This is a genomic window from Brevibacterium sp. CFH 10365 (assembly GCF_009299785.1).
GTDB lineage: Bacteria > Actinomycetota > Actinomycetes > Actinomycetales > Brevibacteriaceae > Brevibacterium > Brevibacterium limosum.
Genome location: NZ_VIGO01000002.1, coordinates 327,758 through 349,602 on the forward strand (window position 1 = coordinate 327,758; position 21,845 = coordinate 349,602).

Consider the following 21,845-nt stretch of genomic DNA (forward strand, 5'->3'; position numbering starts at 1 on the left):
CGTGCTTCGACATCAGAGTCGTCGGTGACAGAATTCCGTGATCGCCGAGGCGGCGTCCTCCGATCGTTCGTAGTGCACGAGGTGGCCCACCCCGTGCAATTCCACGAATTCGACATCGGAGAGCTCCGCGACGAATGCTCGCGTGGGTCCGATGGGGGCGATCGCATCCTTGTCCCCGGCGATGACGAGCGTGGGCATCGTCAGGTGGTCGGCCACCTCGGTGACGGTGTGAGCGACGGATGTCGCGAAGGCCTCCGACAGGGACGCTCGGTCGGCGAACGACGAGAAGTGCTGACCGTGCTGGTCATGGATGTACCGGCGCAGGCCGGGGTCGCGGGTCGTGGCCATGGCCACGCTCATGGCCCGGACGATCGCAGGATTGCTCAGCAGGGAGCGACCGGCCCACTCGGGCAGCCGCGCACCGAGGGCGTAATAGGCGCGGGTCGCCCCGGTGAGGAACCGTGCAGGACCTTCCAGTGCCGGGCTGGTGATCGGGTTGATGAGCACGAGTTCGTCGACCGTCTCCCGATGCCGAGCCGCGAGGTGGCTGACCAGGATCGACCCGAACGAGTGTCCCACGAGGATCGGAGTCATACCTCTCTGCCCAGCGATCTCGGTCCGCAGAGCGACGAGGTAGTCGACGAACGCAGAGAGTGAGGACCCCGCGTCCAGAGGCACAGTGAGCCCGAAACCCGGCAGATCGGGCACGATCACCTCGCGGTCGGTGATGGTGCCGGCGATGAGGTCCATTCCGTGGTGGTCTCCTCGGAAACCATGCACCATCAGCAGGGGACGCTGCTGCCGGTCCCCCGGATAGACCCACGCGGCCGTGCTGTGCGAGCCCAGCCGAATCGTGATCGGCTGCGATTGCCGTGACCGCACCTCAGTCGGTTTCGGAGGTATTCAGTCGGCTGACCGCGCGGCGGGGAACGACCACGACGGGTACGGGCAGGACACGCAGAAGTCGACGGGCACGCGCACCGATGGCCACCTTGCCTCCGCGGCCCAGACGACTCGAGCCGATGAAGACGAGGTCGCCGGGCTGCCACTCGATGGTCTCCGCGGCCTCTTCGATATCGGCGCCGGCCTTCGATCTCACGGTCGCACGGCCCGAGGCGAGCATCTCCGAAGCCTGGTCGGCCAGCACAGCTCCACCGTACTGCTCGGCGAATTCGGTGATCTCGGCGACCTCGTCGTCATAGAGTCCGTCGTTCTCGATCAGCGAGAGCAGCCTGAGGTCGACGCCGAGGCCGAAGGCCGATTCGACGGCGGCCCCGATGAGTGCCGACGCGCCCGGACGAGCACCGTAGAGTGCGGTCACGCGCGAGATCGGTCCGATGTCCGACCTGCCCGACGGGGCGAGCACGACGGGCACAGTCGACGAATGCAGCAGCGACGAGGCCACCGTGCCGATGCGCAGCTGCCGCATGAGGGTCGTGGCCCGTGCACCGATGACGATGCCCAGCGCACCTTCCTCCTCAGCGACCTCCGTGAGGCCCTTGGACTCGTTCGAGGCGATGTGGATGGTGCCCCTGGCTCGGACGTCGTCGGGAATGAGAGCCAGGGCCTCGTTGAGCCAGTCGTCGATCTGCTGGGCGACGATTCCGGCACCGTCCTTCGGCACGGCGCTGCCGGCGAGGATCGTCGACGATTCGGGACGGACGATGGTGACCACGAGTTCGACGTCGATGGAGCGTGCGATCGAAATGGCCAGCGAGATCGCATCCCGGCCCCGATCCGTGGCGATGTATCCGACGACCAGGCGTCTGGTGGTGACGGTCTCTGACATTCTCAACTCCTGAAACTCCGCGTCCGACTGATGCACGTCTCCCCCGATTCTACGTCGGTGCAAACGGCGCTTCGAACTGCCGATTTCGGGGTTCGCTCCTCGCCCCGAGCAGTCGAATCAAAACTATTTGAGAAAATAATGAACAAAACTCCCACAGGCATTGAATGCTGTGCTAAATTCGACAGTGCAATTACGGATTCGCAGACATCACCCTGATTGCACATTGACAACAGAGGACGTTTGACGCCGTCCCTACGAGATCCACGACCATGAAAGGAGAGCAGTTACGATGATGAATTCTCTTGCAGGCCCCGACCTTCGAACGCCGTGGCATGAAGATGCTGCCTGCCCGATTGGCGGACAAGGACTCGCCGGCTGACACAGCCGTCTATTACGTCTTTTCCACCGGTTGGCTTCCGGCCACCGTTGTCCTCAGAGCCACCGGTCGCCCGAGTTCCGGCATCTTTCACGCCTGGTCCGTGTCCAGATCATTTCGGCTCGCCCACAGTGCTGTGCCACCGCCCGAAGCTGCTCCTGATCCAGACACGTCACGCCGGCGTCGGTGAGTTCGGACTCTGATCTGCTGTCATAGCGGTTGCTCACGCCACGTTTCTGGCTTCCGCCTGGCTGCTGACCGATCCGGGTTCACTGCCTTTTCGGATTTCGCTGCCATTTCAAAGAATCTGCCATTTCAATGGCACCTTGCTCCTATGGCGATTCTCTGCCCGTGCCGCAGGCACCCTTAATCGGGTAATTCTGCGTCATTGTCGCAGCATTTTCGGAACCTGTTTATCTGATCGCCATCCCGGGATATCTCCTGCCCATTTGCGGATATCCCCTGCCTGAAAATCACGAGGAAGAATTGTGTCGACCACATTCCCATTCACCTATCCACGCCGCTGGGCCCTGAGTACCGGAATGAAGCTCATCCGTTGGGCTCGGCGTCCAGTTGCAACCACCGAAACCCGTCGTCAGAAGGCGGCCCGTCGTCAACAGGCCCGCCTGCGCGAACACGCTCGTGAGCAGCGGTTCCGTGAACTGCGCGAACGGGACATCGTGCGCTACCTCAGCCAGGTCAGGCCATACATCTGAGTTCCGCGGCCCGAGTCCACGGAACTCGGGCCGCGGGGCCACCGGATCTGAGCACAGGAACACCGCGCTTCAAGTACGGGTGCACCCTGTGGCGAGCGTCACTCTCCGCTGATTTGGTCTCTCACCCGGTCGTGGGTAATATTGATCAGGCAAGCGGGGGTATGGCGCAGTTGGTAGCGCGTCTCCATGGCATGGAGAAGGTCAGGGGTTCGAATCCCCTTACCTCCACCGCTGAAGGGCCGGGATCCGAGTTCGGAACCCGGCCCTTCGTCATCCCCTCCCTCCCCCTGCTACCTGACGGCGGCCCAGCAACCTCGCGCGAGGTTGCTGGGCCGCCGTCGGGTAGCAATTAGTGGGGGGTTTCCAGGGTGAGCAGGTGGCGCTTCTTCTCCTCTCCCCACGCGTAGCCGGTCATCGACCCGTCGGCGCCGATGACTCGGTGGCAGGGAACTATGATGCTGATGGGGTTCTTCCCGTTAGCGGCCCCCACAGCACGTGCCGCGCCGGAGCGTCCCAGCATTTCGGCCAGCTCTCCATAACCTGCCGTGCTGCCGTAGGGGATCTGCGTCAGCGCCTGCCACACCGAGCGTTGGAATGACGTTCCCTTTGCCGCCAACGGCAGATCGAACCGTGTGCGCTTGCCTGCGCAGTACTCCCCCAGCTGTTCCTCGGTGCGGCGGAAGATCTCCAGGTCGTCTTCCGGAGTCGGTTCGACGCCGAACGTTCTGTCGAGTCGAGCATCGATCGCTTCGGAGACCTCCAGATAGAGACCAGTGAGATGGACTCCGTCGGAGGTGAGCAGGATCGGTCCCAGCTCCGTGTCGAAGATCGTCGTATATACCGGCGCCGAGGCGGTCGGCAGGTCGATGGCGGCGGTGGGCTTCTGCGCGATGTCGGGTTGGGCCGTTGTCGGCGTGGTCATGTCTGCGTGTCCTTCGTGTCGGTGAGTCATGGGTCGAATCATTCGTTCGTCGCAGTCGGAGTGTCAGGCTGCTGGGATGCGCGCGTGATGTGCCCACAGCAGGTGAGTGAGGTAGGAGCGCCAGGGACTGCATTTCATTGCGACCTTCTTCCAATCGGCGGTTGCCGCTGCGTTCTCATCAAGTTCGGCGATGGCCTTCTTCACACCGAGGTCGGAGTCCATGAAGACGTCGGGATCGCCGAGGGCGCGCATCCGGATATACCCATTGCTCCACGGACCGATTCCGGGCAGTGCCAGCAGGTTCCGACTCGCGTCCTCGCGGTCGCTGCCGGTGCCGAGGTCGACACTGCCGTCGGCCAACGCCTGCGACAGTGCGTGAATCGTCCTGATCCGACTTGCCGGCAGAGCCCAGTCCGATGCGGGTATCGCGGCAACCGCATCCGCGGTGGGAAAGACCCTGTCGACTCCGCAGAAGCTCAGCTCCTTCGGCAGTGATTCTCCTGCACCTGAAACAAGACGTTCCAGATGAGTGCGGGCGGCGGCCAAGGAGATCTGCTGTCCGAGGACTGTCCGCAAAGCCAGTTCGACAGGGTCGCTGTGGCCCGGCGAACGGAGTCCCGGATGTTCGTCGACGAGGCGGCGCAGGCCTGCCGATCGAAGGGTCTCGGCGATCGCCTCTGGGTCGGCATCGAGGTCGAGAAGGCGCCGGACCCGTGCGACGGCGCTGCCGAGGTCGCGGGTGTCGGCCAGGCGGATGCGGCAGTCAACGAAATCCCCTGGCCCTTGCCGCACCGTGATCACGGCGGAACCGTGAGCCAGCCGCATCGACCGGGTGTAGGTGCCATCCGACACGTTTTCGATCCCGGCAACGGCTCTTGCCTCGAGATATCCGAGCAGATGCGCGAAGTCGAACGGCGGGCGATACGCCAACCGGAGCACGACTTCGTCGGCCACCGTATGTTCGGCACCGGCTCTGCGCAGCTGTCGTGGGGTGATCGAATACATCGTGCGGAAGGTGTCGTTGAACTGTCGGATACTGGAGAAGCCGGCAGCGAAGGCGATGTCGCTCATCGGCATCGCGGTGGCCTCGATGAGTGTCCTGGCAGTGCGCACCCGTTCGGTGCGGGCCAGCGCCAGAGGTCCGGCACCGAGCTCGGCATGGATGAGGCGCCCGAGTTGGCGAGTGCTGTACCCGAGTTCGGCGGCTAGGGTTTCGACTCCCCCTCGGTCGACTGCGCCATCGCGGATAAGACGCATGGCTCGGGCCACGACGTCTCCGCGCGTGTCCCACTGCGGCGAATTCGGACTGGCATCTGGGCGGCATCGTCGACAGGACCGGAAACCGGCGTCTGCCGCGGCCGCGGCGGTCACGAAGAAGTCCACGTTCTCCCGCCGCGGAGTCCTTGCCGGACACGACGGACGGCAGAATATCCCGGTGGTACGCACCGCGGTGAAGAACATGCCATCAAAGCGTCGGTCGCGGGAAGTAACTGCCTGATAGCACTGGTCGGAGGTGAACATGGTTCCATTGTCCGCCCCGACGAGAACGATTACTAGCGGTTTTCGGTCACGGCAGTGGCTGGCACCAGCAGAGGGAGGACGCGCACGAGGACGATCAGAACAAGAAGCTCGATGAGGGTCTGCGTCACGACCCCTGCAGGGCCGATTCCCTCCCCGGTGATCGCACGAACGATCGGAAGCATGACCAGGGAATTGCGCGTGACGGCGGAGAGGATCACAGCACGCGATCGCTGCGGACCGACGTGCAGAGTCCGGGTGACGCCCCACCCGATCATGGTCATCACGACAGCGAAGAGGATGAAGACGACGGCCACGGTCCCCAACTGTCCGGCGGAACCGGCGATCATCGGGCTGACCGAGGCAGTGATGACGAGCAGCGTCAGCGTCATGATCGGATCCATCAGACGTGCGCTCGCGGCGAGGGGCCGCCCCAATCGTTGCGTATGGCGGGCAAGTCGACGGACGACGCCCGCGGCCGTAAGAGGGATGATGATGAACAGCAGCAGTGCGCCGACAAGCGGGCGAACAGGCAGATCGATGCTCAGCTGCCCTCCGGTGACCGCCCACAGCATCACGGGCAGCAACAGCAACTGAGCGATCATGAGCATGGGAGTGAGCATCAGCAGCCGATCAGCGGTGCCTCCGGCAGCGCGTGTGAATGCGATGACGTAGTCGATGCAGGGACACAGAAGCACGATGAGCACAGCTGGCAGCAGAGGATCAGCGATGTCGAAGACCGTGATGAGACCAGCGACAACCAGCGGGACGATGAGGAAGTTCAAGGCCGCCGTCACGGCAAGAAGAGGCAGATCGCGAACGGCACGCAGTCCCGTTTCGAAAGGGATGTCGAGGAACGTGAGGAAGAGCAGAGCAATGAGGCACGGCGTCAGGGCGGCTTCGGCCAGAGCGGCGAATCCGGAGACTCCGGCACCGAGGATGACACCGAGCACGGCACCGCCGAACCACCAGAGCGTCCGGACCGACGAACTGCGGACGGCATCGGAGTTCTTCGCGGAGCAGAGGGCTTGTCGCTCCGGCTCCGGAGACGGAGGAGTCGGCAATTCGGATCAGCCGATCAGTCGGATTCGGGCCAGTAGTGGGAATCCGGCAACGACCGTCTGCCGAATATGGCTTGGCCGACACGGACGCAGTTCGCTCCCTCCTCGATGGCGACTTCGAAGTCACCGGACATGCCCATCGACAGCCGAGCCGGTCCGAGGAGGTCAGGATCGGTCTCGCGAACTCGGTCACGCAGGCTGCGCAGCAGCTGGAAGCAGGGACGGACGCGGTCGATGTCCGGGGAGAAGACCGCGAGGGTCATCAGTCCCTGCACTTTGAGGGACTCGAATGCTCGAACCTCGCGGAGGAATCCGGGGAGCTCTTCCGGGGGCATGCCGAATTTGGAGTCCTCGGCGGACGTGTTGACCTGGACGTACACGTCGAGGCTGCGTCCTTCCGCTTGGAGCCGGCGGTCGAGGGCTCTGGCGACCTTGAGCCTGTCGAGGGCCTGGAATTCGCTCGCGAACTTCGCCACGTCTTTGGCCTTGTTCGACTGGAGGTGCCCGATCACCGCCCAGTCGACGTCGAGGTCGGCCATCTCCTCGGATTTCCGGTGGGCTTCCTGAACCTTGTTCTCCCCCAGCTTCGCACAGCCGGCAGCGACGGCGAGGCGGATGCGCTCTTGCGGCACGGTCTTACTCACGGGCAGCAGTTCGATGTCGGATCGGTCCCGACCGGCACGCTCGCCGGCGGCGGCGATCCGGCGCTCCACCTCTGCGATATTGGCCCGGAATTCCTCGACCGTCGTTGCCGTCGAGTACTGGTCGTCATGACTGAGTCCGTTGTCGTCTCCCATATTTTCATCGTACCCAGGTTCTTTGCCAGTGCATCCGCTGCTCACGCCACGATGCGGGCCCTGCCGGTCGGTCCTCGTCTGGTCATCGACTTCGCGTCCTCCCAGGCCGCCGCCAATCGCGGTCCCACCTGCGCCAATTCGGTCTCCGCCACCGTATAGGGCAGCCGGATCCACCGATCGAGTCCGCCGGCCGGTGCGAAGTTCGGCCCGGCGACGAGGCGGAGACCGTGCTTCCTGGCGGCGATCGAGAGCACCCCGGAGCGCGCCTCCGGCAGTTCGGCCCACAGCGCCATACCGCCCGAGGGGACGATGAGCTTCCACTCGGGCAGCCAGTCCATGATCTGGGCAGCCAGGAGGTCGCGGGCCGCTCTGAGACGGGTCCGGCAATCGGCGACGATGGTGTCGTGTTCGCCCATCAGCTCCGCGGCCACCAGCTGTTCGAGCACCGGGGCGCCGAGATCGAGGCCGAGGCGTGAGGCGGCGACGTGATCGACACGACGCCGGGGAACGCGCATCCAACCGATCCGCACGCCGCCCCAGAAGATCTTGCTCACACTGCCCACGGTCACCGAATCGGGGATGAGAGCCGCCATCGGAGTGAGCGGTGTCGCTTCGTCCAGTCCGAGCTCGACGAGGGATTCGTCGATGACGGGCACGACTCCGTGGCCCTGCAGGGCCCGCGCCAGGTCCGGTCGCTGCGATTCGGGAAGCAGGGAACCGGTCGGATTGTGGTAGTCGGGGATGAGGTAGGCGCTGCGTGGGTGCGTCTGACGGATCAGCTGCTCCATCGCGTCGATGTCCCAGTGATGGCCCTCGGCCCTGAATTCGAGCGGATAGCTGACCAAAGCGGCTCCGGCGCCCTCCAAGGTGGCGATCGCGTTCGGGTATGTGGGGCTTTCGATGAGGACGCGCTTCGACGATCCTGCCCGGCCGTTCGCCTCATGCGGTTCGACGTCGAGAAGGGCCCGGACAGCGATGGCCGCTCCTCCGAGGGAGCCCGAGGTGATGAGGATCTGGTCGGGGTCCGTCGGCGCGCCCCTGCGTGAGTAGCGGTCGGCGATGAGCTCACGCAGGACCGGAAGACCCGAAGGATAGTATCCGGTCCCTGGGAGATAGGCGCCGAGCTTCGACAGTGCCCGTTCATAGGCGCCGAGGATGTCCGGGACGGCAACCGGCGCGGTGCAGGTGAGGTCGATCTCCGTCTCATCCGCGCCCGCAGGAGAGAGCAGATGATCGATGCGACCGCCGGGGACGCTGGGCAGCTGTACGACGCTGCCGGAACCGCGGCGAGTGAGGATGTACTCCTGGTCTCGCAGCTGTGCGTAGGCGCGCCCCGTCGTCGTCCGCGACAGCCCGGTGGCGACGGCGAGTTCGCGTTCGCTCGGCATCCTCGCCCCGACCGGGATGCGCCCGTCGGTGATCGCTGCAGCCACTGCCGCGGCCAGCGTTTCGAAGGCCGGCGACTTCCACGGACCATCGCCGATGATGCCCGCGAAGCGCTTCGCGCCCACGACCGGCGTGCTCACGGTTCGAACCTCATGAGACCACTTTCCCGCAAGTGGCTATTTCTTACAAGACCAATTTCGGCCATGATGGAGATGCCACCTCGACCGCACCAGAGAAAGCCACCGGATGACAACGATGAGAGCACCGAAACGTCAGCTGGCCAACGTCGGTCCCATCGCACAGCTGCGCGGAGGACGGCTGTGGCGACGCATCCCTCAGCTCATCGTCGGCCTCTACCTGTTCGGTGCTTCGATGGCGATGATGGTCAACGCCGGTCTGGGCATGATGCCCTGGGATGTGCTCAATGCCGGCGTCCTGCGGCATGTGCCGGTGACCTTCGGCACCGTCGTCACTGTGCTCTCGTTCGTCGTGCTGCTCATCTGGATCCCCTTGCGGCAGCAGCCGGGCATCGGCACAGTCCTCAACGCCCTGCTCATCGGGCCGTTTCTCGATCTCACCCGCCTGTTCCTGCCCGCACCCGAACACCTCGGCTGGCAGATCGTGCTCATGGTCGGCGGAATCGTCCTCAACGGGCTCGCCTCGGCGATGTACATCGGCTCCCAATTCGGTCCCGGTCCCCGCGACGGGCTGATGACCGGGATCGCCCGCGTCACCGGATGGTCGATCCGGCTCGTGCGCACCCTCATCGAAGTCACCGTCGTCGGGATCGGGTGGCCGCTGGGCGGAGTCGTCGGCGTCGGCACCGTTGTCTACGCGCTGGGGATCGGCCCGATCACCCAGGCGCTCCTTCCCACATTCACCGTCGAGCTCCGCCCACGCTCGAAGCCGTCGACGACCGACGAACCTGCCGACGACTGAACTGCAGGTCGCCGACAGTCACTCCATGGTGTCGAGGATGTCGACGAGGTCCTCGAACGTGGTGAGCGGGTTGACGATCGCGAACCGTGCATTCGGCCGCCCCGCGTGCGAACTGGGCACAACGAACGCACGCTGATCCTCCAACAGCCGATCCGACCACGCGTCATAGTCCGACCGTTCCCACCCATCGCGTTCGAACACGACGACCGAGAGTTCGGGTTCGCGCACGAGCCGCAGATGCTGCCGTCGCCTGATCTCGGTGGCGATCCGGCGAGCCAGATCGATCGAATGGCCGATCGCCTCCCGGTACGTTTCGGCTCCGTAGCTGGCCAGCGAATACCACAGCGGCAGGCCGCGAGGACGCCTGGTCAGCTGGATGGCGAAGTCCGAGGGGCTCCAGTCCTGCGCGTCGGTGAGCGTATCGAGATATTCGGCCTTCTGCGTGTGCGCTCGCCGTCCCAGATTCGGATCGCGGTAGATCAGTGCGCAGGCGTCGAAGGGAGCGAAGAGCCATTTGTGGGGGTCGACGATGAGCGAATCGGCCCGGTCGACTCCGGCGAACTTGTGGCGTGCCTGCGGTGAGAGCATCGCGGCCAGGCCGTAGGCGCCGTCGATGTGGAGCCAGAAGTCGCGTTCGTCCTTGAGCGCTGCGATGCCGGCGATGTCGTCGATGGTGCCGAAATTCGTCGTTCCCGAGGTGGCCACCACCGCGATCACGGCATCCCCGTGGTCGTTCAGTGCCTTCCGTACCCCGTCAGGGCGCAGGATTCCGTCCTCCCCGGTGGCCACGGGCGCGATGTCGACGTCCATGACCTCAGCCGCCGAGGCGATCGATGAGTGGGCTTCGGCGCTGCACACGATCACCCACCGTCCCGGACGGTCCGCACCGAGCCTCTCCTTCTGCGCATTGCGTGCGGCCACAAGTGCGGAGAGGTTGCCGATCGTCCCGCCTTGGACGAACACTCCCCCGGCAGCCTCGGGCAGCCCGAATTCTCCGGCCAGCCAACGCAGGACTTCGTTCTCGGCGTGGACGACTCCGGCGCCTTCGAGCCAGGAGCCGCCGTAGAGCGCGCTGGCGGAGACGACGAGGTCGAAGGCGACAGCGGCCTTCGTCGGGGCACTGGGGATGAAGGACAGGTACTTCGGATGATCGGTGGAGATGCAGGCGGGGGCGAAGATGTGTTCGAAGATCGCCAGCGCCCGCGCTGATCCCAGCCCCTCCTCGGTGACGGTGGGCCCGGCCAGTCTGCGCAGCTCGGCTTCGGACGTCGGATGGTCGAGCGGGGTGTCCTCGGCCAAGGTGCGACGGCGAGAGTATTCGAGCACGAGATTCACGAGGTTTCGGGTCTCATCGGAGACGACGTGCATGCGGGAATGAAGGCTGTCGGTCATGGAGGCTCCTCGAAAGCTGACGATGGCGATGGGGATCACCCACCGATGACGAGACTATCGGCATCGGCGCCAACTGTGAGGAAAGCCCCGACTAATCGCAAGTTCTGATTCTCAGTCATATCTACTTGCGATTGTCGTCTGTGCTCGGGTACATTCGCCGTATGAGCGACCACCACCCTCCCGGGTCGACATCGGTCCGGGCCAAGGAAGCCATCTCCGGGACTGGACTCTCCCAGCGGCGGGTCGCCGAGGCGATCGGCATCGACGAGACGAAACTGTCCAAAGCCCTCTCCGGTCGCCGCCGGTTCACCGCCGATGAGCTCCTCGGTCTGGCCACGGCTACGGGAGTGACGGTGCGGTGGCTGCTCGGGGACGAGTCGCAGGTGTCCGCGCTTCCGCCGAACTCTGCGACCGTCGCCGGCAGCGACGAGGAAGCGACACCGAAGCGCAGCATCGCCGAGGCTGCTTGGACGCTCTTCGGTCGGCATGGCTTCGACGCGGTGCGCATCGCCGATATCGCGGCGGCCTCCGGTGTCTCCGCGCCGAGCATCCACTACTACTTCGCGAACAAGTCCGAGCTCTTCGATGCCGCTCTCGACTATTCGGTCAAGCTCGCCTTCGACAGGCAGATCGCGTGGCTCGATGACATCGCCGATCCCGCGCAGAGGCTCGAACGCCTGCTTGAGCTGCAGTCGCCGTTGGGGCGCACGGAACGCGGGGAATGGTCGATCTGGCTGCAGACCTGGGCGCGACTGGCCCTGGAGGACTCGGCATTGTCGAACTATCCGCTCAGCTACGAACGCTGGTCCCGGACCGTCCAGGCCACGATCGAGGGTGGTCAGCGGACCGGCTGTTTCCGCACCGGTGATCCGCGGGCCATGGCCGATGAGCTCACCTCTCTGCTCGACGGACTCGGCATCAAAGTGCTCACGGGAGTGATGGACACCGACACGTTCGCACTCCGACTGCGCTCCTATCTCGACCGCGCCCTCACGCACCCGTCCGCAGCAGCGGCCGTATCGACCACCACTGAACCCACAACCCGAACAGACAAGTCCACCGATCGATCCAAGGAGTCATCATGAACCGCAGAGTCATCCTCACCTGTGCCGTCACGGGAGCCGGGGACACCACCGGAAAGAGCGAACACGTGCCCGTCACCCCCGCAGAGATCGCCGACGACGCGATCGCGGCGGCCCGCGCCGGGGCCTCCGTCGTCCACATCCACGTGCGTGACCTCGAGACCAGACAGGGGTCACGGGACGTCGCCTACTATCGGGAGGTCGTCCGCCGCATCCGCGCTGCGGACGTCGACCCGGTCATCAACCTCACAGCCGGCATGGGCGGCGACCTCGTCATCGACCCACAGGATCCGCTGACCACGATGCCCGGCACCGATCTCATCAACGCCCTCGACCGCCTCCCCCACGTCGAGGAGCTGCTGCCCGAGATCTGCACGATCGACTGCGGCAGCCTCAACTTCGGTGAGGGCTCGAACCTCTACGTCTCGACTCCGGACATGCTCCGCGAAGGATCGAAGCGGATCCAGACTCTGGGCGTGCGCCCCGAAATGGAGATCTTCGACACCGGCAATCTGTGGTTCGCCAACGTCCTCGTCGAAGAGGGCCTCATCGACGCACCACCGCTGTACCAGCTGTGCATGGGCATCCCCTATGGTGCTCCGGCCGATCCCGGCCTGCTGGCTGCGATGGTGAATATGCTGCCCAAGGGCGCTCAGTTCACGTCCTTCGCCATCGGCGCCAACCAGCTGCCGTGGGTCGCCCATTCCGTGCTCGCCGGCGGTCACGCACGCGTCGGACTCGAGGACAACCTCTACATGTCCAAGGGGGTCAAGGCCACGAACGCCGATCTGACCTCTCGCGCCGTCGACATCATCACCAGTCTCGGCTCGTCCGTGGCCACCCCGGATGAGGCGCGTGAGATCCTCGACCTGCGGGTGCAGACTCCGACCATCACCGGAGGCGATCTGTGAACGCTTCCACCCCCGCCTACCCCGACTTCGATGCCATCGACACCATCACCTGCGTCGGCGCCGGAACGATCGGCGGCGGCTGGGCCGCATACTTCCTCGCCCGGGGGTACCGGGTGAAGATCTGGGATCCGGCCCCTGACGCCGGCGACAAGTTCGCCCGTCTCCTCGATGCGGCGTGGCCGGCACTGGCCGAACTCGATATGGTCGACGGAGCCGACCGCACCGCGTGGTCCCTTCACACCGACCTCGCCGAGGCGGTCACCGGCAGCGGATTCGTCCAGGAGTCCGCTCCCGAAGATCTGGCCCTCAAGCGCGGCCTCCTCGCGCAGATCGACGGGGCCTGTCCGCCGAATATCGTCATCAGCTCATCGACCTCGGGCTACAGCATGACGGAGATGGCCACCGAGGCGACCCACCCCGAACGTCTCGTCGTCGGCCATCCGTTCAACCCGCCCTACCTCATCCCCCTGGTCGAGGTCGTCGGCGGTCAGTCCACCTCGGCTGCCGCCGTCGACTGGGCCGCGGACTTCTTCGCCCATATCGGCAAGTCCGTGATCCGGATGGACCGTGAGGTCCCCGGCTTCATCGCCAACCGTCTGCAGGAGGCGCAGTGGCGGGAGGCCCTGCACATGGTCGAGCAGGGTGAGGCCACCGTCGAGCAGATCGACCGCTCGATCACCGACGGCCCCGGTCTGCGCTGGCCGTTCCAAGGTCCGATGCTGACGTTCCACCTCGCCGGCGGCGAGGGCGGAATGGCGCATATGCTCGACCATTTCGGGCCCTCGCTGAAGTCTCCGTGGACCCGGCTGACCGCCCCGGAGCTCAGCCGGCAGCTGCGCGACGATGTCGTGGCCGGCTGCGACATCGAAGCCGGTGAACGCTCCATCGCCGACCTCGTGGCACATCGTGATGCCGGAATCATCGCCCTGCGTCGGCTCAACGTGCAGTTGGCCGCCACCGCTGCTGAGCCCGACAGTGCTGACCGGGCGACGGACGACGGTGCTCCGGCATCGTCCGTCGGCCCGGGTGCGCCTGCTGCGGTCGAGTCGTCCTCGCTTCTCGACGCCTACACCAGCGAGGTCGTGACCGAATGGATCGATTACAACGGGCACATGTCCGAGGCGTTCTACGTCCTCGTCTTCGGATTCGCGACCGATCAGGTGATGGATCAGCTCGGCCTCGATGCCACTTACCGGGAGTCGGCGAAGGCGTCCCTGTACACCGTCGAATCCCATATCCGCTACCTCGACGAGGCGGCCCTCGGTGACCGTCTCACCGTCGTCCCGCATCTCGTGAGCGCCGGTGAGAAGAAGCTGCACCTGGCCTATGAGATGTACGTCGGCGACCGGCTCGTGTCCACCGAGGAGATCATGGCTCTCCACGTCGACCAGGCCGAGGACCGTGTCGTGCCCTTCCCTGCAGCTGTGACCGAGCAGATCACGCAGATCGAGGCAAGCCGCCCGGACTGGGTCGGTCGTTCGATCGGCTGACCGACCCGCCCGCTGCTGCGGACCGGTCGGAGACGCATCCGTCGGTCCGCGGCCGCCGGACGTTCGTCGACTCATCAGGAATCGAGAAGTAGAGACGGTTGCGGGGCGCTACCCTGATAGTCAGCGCTGCAACCGAACTCGCCGGGCACACCGTCCGGCACCGATCCTTCGAGGAGACGCTATGTCCACGCACGAAGCCACGGCCACAGACATCACCTTCAACGCTGTCACCGAGGTGCTGGGCGACCGCCCCATTCTGCGCCTGCCGCAGGATGCCAGCGATCGGCTGCCCTCCCGCGGACAGGTCGCGGTCACCGGCACCCTCGACGGTGCCGAGTTCAGCACCGTCATCGAACCCGATGGTCGACGCGGTCATTGGATCAGCCTCGATGAGGACCAGTGGGAAAACCTCGGTGCGAGAGAAGATGCCGCGGTCGAAGTCGACCTGACCCCGACGAAGAACTGGCCGGAGGTGACGGTCCCCTCGGACCTCCGCACGGCTCTCGATGCTGCCGACGATCTCGACGAGGTGTGGACCGGCCTGACGCCGATGGCCCGGTGGGAATGGGTGCGATGGATCAAGTCGACGAAGAATGCCGATACGCGTGCGCGCCGAGTGGAAGTGGCGATCTCGAAGCTCGAAGCCGGCAAACGACGTCCCTGCTGCTTCGACCTGTCTTCATGCACGGATCCCGAACTGTCGAAGAGCGGCAAGCTCCTCGGACTGACCTGACCGAAGCCCAGCCTGACCGAAGCCCAGCCCTCGCCGGTGAGCCGGAATCCGTCATTCCGGTTGCGGTGCGCGCAGCACCGCACGTGCAGGGTGAACCGTGAGCGTGAGTCCGGCACCGAGCACAGAGACGACTGAGGCCGCCGCGAAGAGCAGCCAGAACCCGCCGACCAGCGCAACGAGCCCGGCGCCCAGGAGCGGACCGACCAGCTGCCCGAGATTCGCTGAGCTGTTGACGAGGCTGAGATCGCGGGCGTGATCATCAGGGTCGAGCAGCAGATCGGTGGCCAGAGCAAGACTGACCGCCATATACGCCCCGTACCCGGCACCCATGACTCCGGCGGCCACGGCCGTGGTGGTGAAGTTCGGGCTGATGAGGATGATGACCCCGGAACAGGCTTGGACGAGCGCAGACACGACCGTCCAGAGTCGCCGGTTGCCGCGTCTGTCCGTGACCAGACCGACGAGGATCGAGGCGGCCACGACGAAGACCGTGTAGATGACGATGAGGATGAGCAGACGGTTCTCGGCCTCGACGGCGGGGATCATGATTCCATAGAGCAGGAAGAACAGCAGCAGCGAAGTGCCGAAGGCGTTGCCGACGTTGACGATGAATCGGCTGATGAGCAGCCGAGTGAAGCTCGGGTCGACCAGCGAGGACATCCGTGGCCGGATGAGCTCCCGACGGGCGTGGAAATCGAGCACGGCTGCGTGCGGCAGCGGCGGATCCGGCAGCAGGATCGCGGTGACCGTGCCGACGACGAGGATGAAGCCGGCCAGCACAGTGTAGGACGCACCCGTGCTCAGGCCCAGCAGCACGATGGCGGCGACACCGACGACGACTCCGACCGCTTGAGCGGAGCTGGCCGCTGCCGAGGCAGCACCACGCTGGGCATCGAGCTGGTCGGCGATGAGCGCGGTCAGTGCCGCCGATGCCACGGACACGCCGACCGAGGTGACCACCCAGGCAGCGCCGACCAGCAGCGGTCCCTCAGCACTGCCGGTGAGCACGAGCCCGAGCGCGGCGAGCACCGATCCCCCGATCGCCCAGGGACGCCTCCTGCCGTAACGGCACCGGGTGCGGTCGGAGAACCGTCCGGCCAGAGGCGCTGCGATGATTCCGGCCAGGCCTCCGGTCGAGAGCACGAGCCCGGACCAGACGACGCCGTCGATCCAGTGCCCGCTCTGGGTGTCGAGCTGAAGCGGCAGGAGGAGTTGGATCGGTGTCAGCTGCACCGTCCAGATCGCCAACCAGGCGAGCGTGAACCACACCATCCACCCAGGCGAGACTCGTGAGCGAGAAGCGGAGCCGCCTCGGTGAGGTGGAGGGCCGAACGCGCTCATGACCGGGCCGCGGCGATGAGATCCCGGTACCAGCGGTAGGAGGCCTTCGGAGTCCGCGTCCCCGTGTGCATGTCGACGTGGACGAGGCCGAAGCGCTGGCTCCACCCGTCTGCCCATTCGAAGTTGTCCAGCAGCGACCACACGGTATAGCCGTCGATGCGCACGCCGGCCGACTTCGCGTCGATCACCGCGCCGAGGTGATCATTGAGGTAGTCGATGCGGTCGGAATAGTCGATCTCGGTGGTCGTGGTCTCCGGTTCGGGGAACGAGGCCCCGTTCTCGGTGATGACGATCGGAGGCAAGGCGGACCCATAGCGATGGGCCATGTCAATGAGGAAGTCGCGCATCGTATCCGGTCGGATCGGCCACATGGGGCCGAACCCGGTGACGGGTGCTCCGGGCGTGGGCACCATCTCGAACGGCACGGGTCCTGCAGAGGGTCGGACCGTGATCGGGTTGTAGTAGTTGAAGCCGTAGACCTCATTCGGTGCCGAGATGAGGTCCATGTCCCCGTCGACGATGGGCATCTGCACTCCGAAGGCGCTGAGATCGGGGTACCGTCCGGACAGCAGCGGATCGGCGAAGAGCCGGTTCATGATCGTGTCGAGCAGTCCGGCTGCGCCGAGGTCCTCCTCCGCCTCGGTCGCGGGGAGGATGAGGCTGTGATTGAGAGTCGGGGCAGCCTGGACAGCACCATGGTCACGCAGCATCGGAGCGACCAGACCGTGCGCCAGCAGCTGGTGGTGGACCGTGGGCAGCGCTTCGAAGAGCAGACTCCGGCCCGGAGCCAGCTCCCCCAACGCGTAGCCCTGCAGTGAGGTCGAAGCCGGTTCATTGATCGTGTACCAGTGCCGGACACGATCGCCGAGGCGGTCGGCCACCACCTCTGCGTAGTCACCGAAGCGGTGCGCGGTGTCGCGATTGAGCCAACCGCCGGCGGCTTCGAGGGCGACCGGCAGATCCCAGTGATAGAGCGTCGGCTCAGGGGTGACGCCTGCGGCGAGGAGGCCGTCGACGAGGCGTTCGTAGCAGTCGAGGCCGGCCTCGTTGACCGATCCGTTCATGCCGGCTTCGGGAATGACCCGTGTCCAGGAGATCGAGAACCGATATCGGTCGACGCCGAGTCCGGCAAGCAGGGCGATGTCCTCGTCGACGCGGTGGAAGCTGTCGGGTCCGGGTTCGGCTGTGCTGCCGTCGATCACGTTGCGCGGGGTGTCGACGAAGTCGTCCCAGATGCTGCGTCCGCGCCCATCGGCGGTGCGTGCGCCCTCGATCTGGAAGGCGGACGTCGCCGCGGAGAAGTGCAGACTCCGCGCAGTCTCGGCCGTCAACGGCTCCGCCCCATCCATAGTGAGAATATGTCACGGAAAGTGAACCGCCGCAAGGTTCCCACCAGGGTGGATGATACGTCAGTCAGTGTCAGCGGCAATCGCGGCCGAGGCCCACACGAGCGGGATCTGCAGCGGCAGCCTCGCCAAGGCGATGGCCCGGCCCCTGGGATCGTCCCAGTGCTTGATCACTGTGTAGATGTTGGCAGGGAAGACGCCGACCATGAGCGCGGCGGATGCGGCGCCTCCGAGACGACGTGTGCCCGTGTTGGCCAACAGTCCCGCGCAACCGAGTTCAGCGATGCCGCTGGCGTAGGTCCAGAACCGCGGGCTGCCCAACCGAGGCGGGACGATGGAGTCGAAGAGGACGGGCCGGGAGAAGTGGGCAACGCCGGCGAGGCCCAGGATGCCGGTCATGATCGCCGTCTTCGTCTTCATTGCGAGTCCGTCCTGACTGTCCTCACCTCGGCTCATCCCCTGCCGCCGAGTCTGGTTCCGATTGCCTGAGGACCTCATCGCCGCACTCGGCATCGCCCGAGGTGACGGGGAGATGTGTGGAGCTTAGGGGAATCGAACCCCTGACCTTTTCATTGCGAATGGTAGTGGTGGTGCCTAAACCCGCTAGTTATCAAGGGTTACGGTGTGCATCCTGTGCATGACATGCCCACTTTCCTGGCGTGGGGGACCACATGGGGACCACGCCAGGTAGACTCTGTACGACACATCACAACTGAATGAAAGGGGCGGGAGCCTTGACTACTTCCAAAAAGACTCCGGCCATCGACGAGCTCGAGAGGCTTCGCGAGGAGCTGGGTTCGATCAATGCAGTAGCGAAGCACCTGGGCCTTCCACGGTCCACAGTGTATAACGCCTTCTACAAAGAGCAGGACCGCAAGCGCGGGGTCTCTCGCCCGGGCAATGAGTTCATGCCCTGGGCTGTGGAGCGACATCACCTCGACGGGCAGACTGCCCGGATGCTGCGACTCCACAATCGCTTCACCGAGCATGGTGCTGAGGTGCCGGAAGCCATCCGGCCCACCTTCGAGACGAACTTCCTCACGCTGGAATATAACAATTTCGTCGTGTGCTACCACAAGGACAGTCCACCCTACAGGCTCGTACCCGAGGGCGGATTCTTCTTCCGCCCGCGCCGTCCTGACGACAATCTCGGGCTTCTTCAGCAGCCGGCAGACGGTCAGACACCGCCGACTCTGGAGCTACTAGAGGAGTGGGCGTCACAGCTACGATAACGATCGGTTGCGGACTGATAACAACAGATTGCGTGACTGCCCAACAACTCTTATTGTTGATCCGAGCCCTCCGGGACTTTACACCCGGGGGGCCATTTTTATGCCAGAAAAGGATAAGTAAATATGGAGCATGATTTCGTCTTGGCTGATGAGTGCCAGCCAATTGTCGAAGCTGAAGGCATCACGATCTTCGTCGACCCGGAAGGGGTCGACAGGGCCGTGTTCCGCATTGACCAGAACCAGGATCCCCTGCCTGGGTGCGATCCGAGCGAGTACGGGTACGCGCTACTGATGGTCAATTTCATAGACTCCCATGAAGGTGTCGCGATCTGCGAAGTTCTTCATGTGCAGCGATTGGTCGAGTACGGCCGCGACTTCAGCGCGGAGGTGGTACGCAATCTCTGATGTCATTGAGTTGGGACCGACCGTGAAACATCGGTCGGTCTCCCAGCTGACTACATACGCACAGTGTGGGGAATCTTACAGACTCTCCAAGGTAGCAAAAGCTCCAGAGCGGCCCACCGCCTGGAGCATTCATGGTTCTGCGGTCCATTACGGCATCGAGGAGTACGAGCTCTCCCACCGAGACATGACTGTCGAGCAGGTTCAGGAGCTGGCCCTCAGCTATTACGACAAGGGCATCGCCGAAGAGCTTGAGCAGAGCCCCGACTATGCACGCTGGCTCACCGGCGGCAACAAGAAGGGCGAGACGGACATTGCCGATCGCCGCAAGCTCGTCTCTGATCAGACGAAGATCTACATTGACTACGCCGAGGCGCACGACGACGAGTGGCGCGTCTGGCCGGTCGGCCCGAAGGGCATGGCGTGCGAGCTCGAGTTCACAATCGACATCGGCGGCGTCAGGGTCCTCGGATACATCGACCAGATCAGAGAGTACCGCGACGGGCGCATCGCGCCCATCGACATTAAGACCGGCACGAAGGATCCAGGCTCTGCGATGCAGCTAGGCGTGTATGCCAAGGCGATCGAGGAGAACATGGGAGTCCGCCCCGAGTCAGGGGCATTCTTCTTCCCTCGGATCCAGCGCAACGGCACCCTGAAGGGTGAAGTCTGGCACGATCTGACCCTCTGGGACGACGATCTGCTTGCTCGGGAGTTCTCGAACTTCGACAAGGCTGAACGCGCCGGCATCTACATCGCATCTCCGTCCGACTACTGCAGAGTCTGCTCACAGCAGGACAATTGCAGGGTCAAGGGCGTCCCGGGTATCAAGGAACGCTACGCGGAGATCACCGAAAGACCTCAGCGAGCAAGCTAGAGGCACGCACCACCCCATATACGAGACCAGGCAGACCGCTTGGTCTTTTTTGTTGCAAGAAAACGACAGAGAGGGACACACTTGTCCAACGCAACTGAAGCCAACTTCTCGTTCACTACGAAGATCGACGGCGACTTGTTCACCATCCGAGGCAACTCCATCCAGGAGTTCCAGCAGAACCTCGAGGCCGCGAACCAGTCCGGCATCGGTGCAAACATCAAGGCGATGGTCACGTCGGTCAACAACACCGGCGCACTCAACTCCGTCCTCGGCGCCACGCCTGTCGATCCCGCGCAGAACTCGGCTCCGGTACATCAGGAGCAGCAGCAGCAGCCTCAGCAGCAGGGCAACCCCTGGGAGCAGCAGGGACAGCAGCCGCAGGGACAGTGGGGACAGCCGCAGCAGCAGGCTCCCCAGCAGCAGGGCGGATGGGGTGCGCCCCCACAGCAGCAGGGCGGATGGGGTAACGCTCCCCAGGGAGGCGGCGGGGCACCCGCCGGCATGACTCCCCCGACCAACCCGATCACCGGCCAGCCGATGATGTTCAAGGAAGGCGTGAGCAAGAAGACCGGCAAGCCCTACAAGATGTGGGTCGATGAGCGTCCGTGGTCGCAGATCAAGGACCTGCCGGATCACATGAAGGCTCAGTCTCAGTTCATCCGATGATCCACACAGACACTGCGGGGCCGGCCTTCGGGCTGGCCCCCTTCGCGTTAGGCGAGGAGGGAGGTTGACGGCCTAGATGATGACTCTCGGCCAAGGGTTGAGGAGCAATGAGGGGGCTGGCGAGCCCATCCCCTGCCCCTGGCCTCAGATGATCCAGGCGGGGGCGGTCCCCCGCCGAGGGCAGCTCACCCTTATCACGGCAGCGCCCGGTCAGGGCAAGTCCGCAGTCGCTCAGGCGCTCACGCAGCGCGGCAATGACGACGGCGACGTGCTCCCGACGCTGTATTTCAGCGCGGACTCGGACGCATCCACCATGTTCAAGCGTGCCGGCGCTATGGCGACCGGCTATCAGATGCAGGACATCGACAACATGGTGCTCAGCGGCAATGTAGACGGCGTTGCAGCGTCCGTAGCGAACCACGCGGCGCACGTCAGGCTCGACTTCTCTTCGAGCCCGTCCGATCAGGACGTTCTAGACAACATCGACGCATTCGCAGAGGTCTACGGGGCCTACCCGTCGATCATCGTGGTCGACAACCTCTCGAACCTCCACATGGAGGGCTCCGAGGGGGAGTTCGGGCAGCTTGCGGATGCCTGTTCATTCCTGCACGACATCGCCCGGGACTCGGGCGCTGCAGTTATTGCCCTGCATCACACAGTCGGAGAGTACGAGGCCGGCGACAAGCCGATTCCACTCTCCGGGCTGCGCGGGAAGGTGAGCAAGATCCCAGAAATCGTCTGGACCTTGTATCGCTCGGGCGAATACATGCACATCTCGATCCCGAAGAACCGAAACGGGGTGGCCTACGCAGACGGAAGCCACCCCATCAGCATTTACGCAGACCTCAGCCGAATGCGGCTGGGCTAAC

At 64.6% G+C, this 21,845-nt stretch carries 22 protein-coding genes and 1 tRNA gene; 12 read left to right on the plus strand and 11 right to left on the minus strand.

Annotated features, from left to right (window positions below; translation table 11 throughout):
* Positions 1-12: 12 nt before the first annotated feature.
* Positions 13-882: an alpha/beta fold hydrolase gene (locus tag FHG09_RS04795; protein WP_264674060.1), complete on the minus strand. Its 870-nt coding sequence runs from the start codon at positions 880-882 to the stop codon at positions 13-15.
* 1 nt (position 883) lies between these two features.
* Positions 884-1,789 (minus strand): universal stress protein, encoded by a 906-nt coding sequence (locus tag FHG09_RS04800; RefSeq protein WP_152346549.1) that lies wholly within the window; start codon positions 1,787-1,789, stop codon positions 884-886.
* Between the two features lie 864 nt (positions 1,790-2,653).
* On the opposite strand from FHG09_RS04800, the gene FHG09_RS04805 reads away from it, so the two are divergent.
* On the plus strand, positions 2,654-2,881 hold the full coding sequence (locus FHG09_RS04805; protein WP_152346550.1) for a hypothetical protein: 228 nt from the start codon (positions 2,654-2,656) through the stop codon (positions 2,879-2,881).
* A gap of 155 nt (positions 2,882-3,036) precedes the next feature.
* A tRNA-Ala gene (locus FHG09_RS04810) sits at positions 3,037-3,109 on the plus strand.
* Between the two features lie 121 nt (positions 3,110-3,230).
* On the opposite strand, the gene FHG09_RS04815 is transcribed toward FHG09_RS04810, so the two are convergent.
* From FHG09_RS04815 to FHG09_RS04835, 5 genes are all read right to left on the minus strand, one after another.
* A complete protein-coding gene (locus FHG09_RS04815) occupies positions 3,231-3,803 on the minus strand; it encodes a methylated-DNA--[protein]-cysteine S-methyltransferase (protein WP_152346551.1) in 573 nt (190 codons plus the stop codon).
* Positions 3,804-3,866: 63 nt separating this feature from the next.
* Complete coding sequence (locus FHG09_RS04820) at positions 3,867-5,324, minus strand: AlkA N-terminal domain-containing protein (protein WP_152346552.1); 1,458 nt, start codon at positions 5,322-5,324, stop codon at positions 3,867-3,869.
* A gap of 32 nt (positions 5,325-5,356) precedes the next feature.
* Positions 5,357-6,385, minus strand: coding sequence for an arsenic resistance protein (locus tag FHG09_RS04825; RefSeq protein ID WP_152346553.1), 1,029 nt, complete (start codon positions 6,383-6,385; stop codon positions 5,357-5,359).
* Between the two features lie 14 nt (positions 6,386-6,399).
* A complete protein-coding gene (locus tag FHG09_RS04830; protein ID WP_152346554.1) occupies positions 6,400-7,179 on the minus strand; it encodes a YggS family pyridoxal phosphate-dependent enzyme in 780 nt (259 codons plus the stop codon).
* Between the two features lie 41 nt (positions 7,180-7,220).
* The gene (locus FHG09_RS04835) at positions 7,221-8,705 is read right to left on the minus strand and encodes a PLP-dependent aminotransferase family protein (protein ID WP_227492547.1); all 1,485 of its coding nucleotides are present in this window, start codon (positions 8,703-8,705) and stop codon (positions 7,221-7,223) included.
* Between the two features lie 115 nt (positions 8,706-8,820).
* On the opposite strand from FHG09_RS04835, the gene FHG09_RS04840 reads away from it, so the two are divergent.
* Positions 8,821-9,504, plus strand: a complete 684-nt coding sequence (locus tag FHG09_RS04840; RefSeq protein ID WP_319803244.1) for a hypothetical protein — start codon at positions 8,821-8,823, stop codon at positions 9,502-9,504.
* Positions 9,505-9,522: 18 nt separating this feature from the next.
* On the opposite strand, the gene FHG09_RS04845 is transcribed toward FHG09_RS04840, so the two are convergent.
* Positions 9,523-10,896, minus strand: coding sequence for a pyridoxal phosphate-dependent decarboxylase family protein (locus tag FHG09_RS04845; RefSeq protein WP_152346556.1), 1,374 nt, complete (start codon positions 10,894-10,896; stop codon positions 9,523-9,525).
* A 161-nt stretch (positions 10,897-11,057) separates the two neighbouring features.
* Between FHG09_RS04845 and FHG09_RS04850 the strand changes: the two genes are divergently transcribed.
* From FHG09_RS04850 to FHG09_RS04865, 4 genes are all read left to right on the plus strand, one after another.
* A complete protein-coding gene (locus tag FHG09_RS04850) occupies positions 11,058-11,981 on the plus strand; it encodes a TetR family transcriptional regulator C-terminal domain-containing protein (protein ID WP_152346557.1) in 924 nt (307 codons plus the stop codon).
* Positions 11,978-12,889, plus strand: coding sequence for a 3-keto-5-aminohexanoate cleavage protein (locus FHG09_RS04855; RefSeq protein ID WP_152346558.1), 912 nt, complete (start codon positions 11,978-11,980; stop codon positions 12,887-12,889). The genes FHG09_RS04850 and FHG09_RS04855 overlap by 4 nt, the downstream gene beginning before the upstream one ends.
* The gene (locus FHG09_RS04860; RefSeq protein ID WP_152346559.1) at positions 12,886-14,379 is read left to right on the plus strand and encodes a 3-hydroxyacyl-CoA dehydrogenase NAD-binding domain-containing protein; all 1,494 of its coding nucleotides are present in this window, start codon (positions 12,886-12,888) and stop codon (positions 14,377-14,379) included. The genes FHG09_RS04855 and FHG09_RS04860 overlap by 4 nt, the downstream gene beginning before the upstream one ends.
* Positions 14,380-14,560: 181 nt before the next feature.
* A complete protein-coding gene (locus FHG09_RS04865; protein WP_152346560.1) occupies positions 14,561-15,112 on the plus strand; it encodes a YdeI/OmpD-associated family protein in 552 nt (183 codons plus the stop codon).
* A gap of 51 nt (positions 15,113-15,163) precedes the next feature.
* Here the strand turns inward: FHG09_RS04865 and FHG09_RS04870 are convergent, their stop codons facing one another.
* From FHG09_RS04870 to FHG09_RS04880, 3 genes are all read right to left on the minus strand, one after another.
* Entirely contained in the window at positions 15,164-16,384 is a 1,221-nt protein-coding gene (locus tag FHG09_RS04870; protein WP_152346561.1) for an MFS transporter, read from the minus strand.
* 65 nt (positions 16,385-16,449) lie between these two features.
* Complete coding sequence (locus FHG09_RS04875; protein WP_227492548.1) at positions 16,450-17,784, minus strand: glycoside hydrolase family 1 protein; 1,335 nt, start codon at positions 17,782-17,784, stop codon at positions 16,450-16,452.
* 78 nt (positions 17,785-17,862) lie between these two features.
* Entirely contained in the window at positions 17,863-18,219 is a 357-nt protein-coding gene (locus tag FHG09_RS04880) for a hypothetical protein (RefSeq protein ID WP_227492549.1), read from the minus strand.
* Positions 18,220-18,533: 314 nt separating this feature from the next.
* Between FHG09_RS04880 and FHG09_RS04885 the strand changes: the two genes are divergently transcribed.
* The 5 genes from FHG09_RS04885 (at position 18,534) to FHG09_RS04905 (ending at position 21,844) form a co-directional block, all read left to right on the plus strand.
* Positions 18,534-19,031 (plus strand): hypothetical protein, encoded by a 498-nt coding sequence (locus FHG09_RS04885; RefSeq protein WP_152346563.1) that lies wholly within the window; start codon positions 18,534-18,536, stop codon positions 19,029-19,031.
* A 123-nt stretch (positions 19,032-19,154) separates the two neighbouring features.
* On the plus strand, positions 19,155-19,436 hold the full coding sequence (locus FHG09_RS04890; RefSeq protein ID WP_152346564.1) for a hypothetical protein: 282 nt from the start codon (positions 19,155-19,157) through the stop codon (positions 19,434-19,436).
* Between the two features lie 22 nt (positions 19,437-19,458).
* Entirely contained in the window at positions 19,459-20,310 is an 852-nt protein-coding gene (locus FHG09_RS04895; protein WP_193627274.1) for a RecB family exonuclease, read from the plus strand.
* An 81-nt stretch (positions 20,311-20,391) separates the two neighbouring features.
* Positions 20,392-20,976: a hypothetical protein gene (locus tag FHG09_RS04900; protein WP_152346566.1), complete on the plus strand. Its 585-nt coding sequence runs from the start codon at positions 20,392-20,394 to the stop codon at positions 20,974-20,976.
* Positions 20,977-21,052: 76 nt separating this feature from the next.
* On the plus strand, positions 21,053-21,844 hold the full coding sequence (locus tag FHG09_RS04905) for a DnaB-like helicase C-terminal domain-containing protein (RefSeq protein ID WP_152346567.1): 792 nt from the start codon (positions 21,053-21,055) through the stop codon (positions 21,842-21,844).
* The last annotated feature ends 1 nt before the right edge of the window (position 21,845 follow it).

Bases quoted from the DNA above. Each gene is read 5' to 3' on its own strand.
- FHG09_RS04800 (WP_152346549.1), bottom strand. From the start codon at position 1,789: ATGTCAGAGACCGTCACCACCAGACGCCTGGTCGTCGGATACATCGCC.
- FHG09_RS04815 (WP_152346551.1), bottom strand. From the start codon at position 3,803: ATGACCACGCCGACAACGGCCCAACCCGACATCGCGCAGAAGCCCACC.
- FHG09_RS04820 (WP_152346552.1), bottom strand. From the start codon at position 5,324: ATGTTCACCTCCGACCAGTGCTATCAGGCAGTTACTTCCCGCGACCGA.
- FHG09_RS04830 (WP_152346554.1), bottom strand. From the start codon at position 7,179: ATGGGAGACGACAACGGACTCAGTCATGACGACCAGTACTCGACGGCA.
- FHG09_RS04840 (WP_319803244.1), top strand. From the start codon at position 8,821: ATGAGAGCACCGAAACGTCAGCTGGCCAACGTCGGTCCCATCGCACAG.
- FHG09_RS04845 (WP_152346556.1), bottom strand. From the start codon at position 10,896: ATGACCGACAGCCTTCATTCCCGCATGCACGTCGTCTCCGATGAGACC.
- FHG09_RS04850 (WP_152346557.1), top strand. From the start codon at position 11,058: ATGAGCGACCACCACCCTCCCGGGTCGACATCGGTCCGGGCCAAGGAA.
- FHG09_RS04855 (WP_152346558.1), top strand. From the start codon at position 11,978: ATGAACCGCAGAGTCATCCTCACCTGTGCCGTCACGGGAGCCGGGGAC.
- FHG09_RS04865 (WP_152346560.1), top strand. From the start codon at position 14,561: ATGTCCACGCACGAAGCCACGGCCACAGACATCACCTTCAACGCTGTC.
- FHG09_RS04870 (WP_152346561.1), bottom strand. From the start codon at position 16,384: ATGGTGTGGTTCACGCTCGCCTGGTTGGCGATCTGGACGGTGCAGCTG.
- FHG09_RS04880 (WP_227492549.1), bottom strand. From the start codon at position 18,219: ATGAAGACGAAGACGGCGATCATGACCGGCATCCTGGGCCTCGCCGGC.
- FHG09_RS04890 (WP_152346564.1), top strand. From the start codon at position 19,155: ATGGAGCATGATTTCGTCTTGGCTGATGAGTGCCAGCCAATTGTCGAA.
- FHG09_RS04905 (WP_152346567.1), top strand. From the start codon at position 21,053: ATGATGACTCTCGGCCAAGGGTTGAGGAGCAATGAGGGGGCTGGCGAG.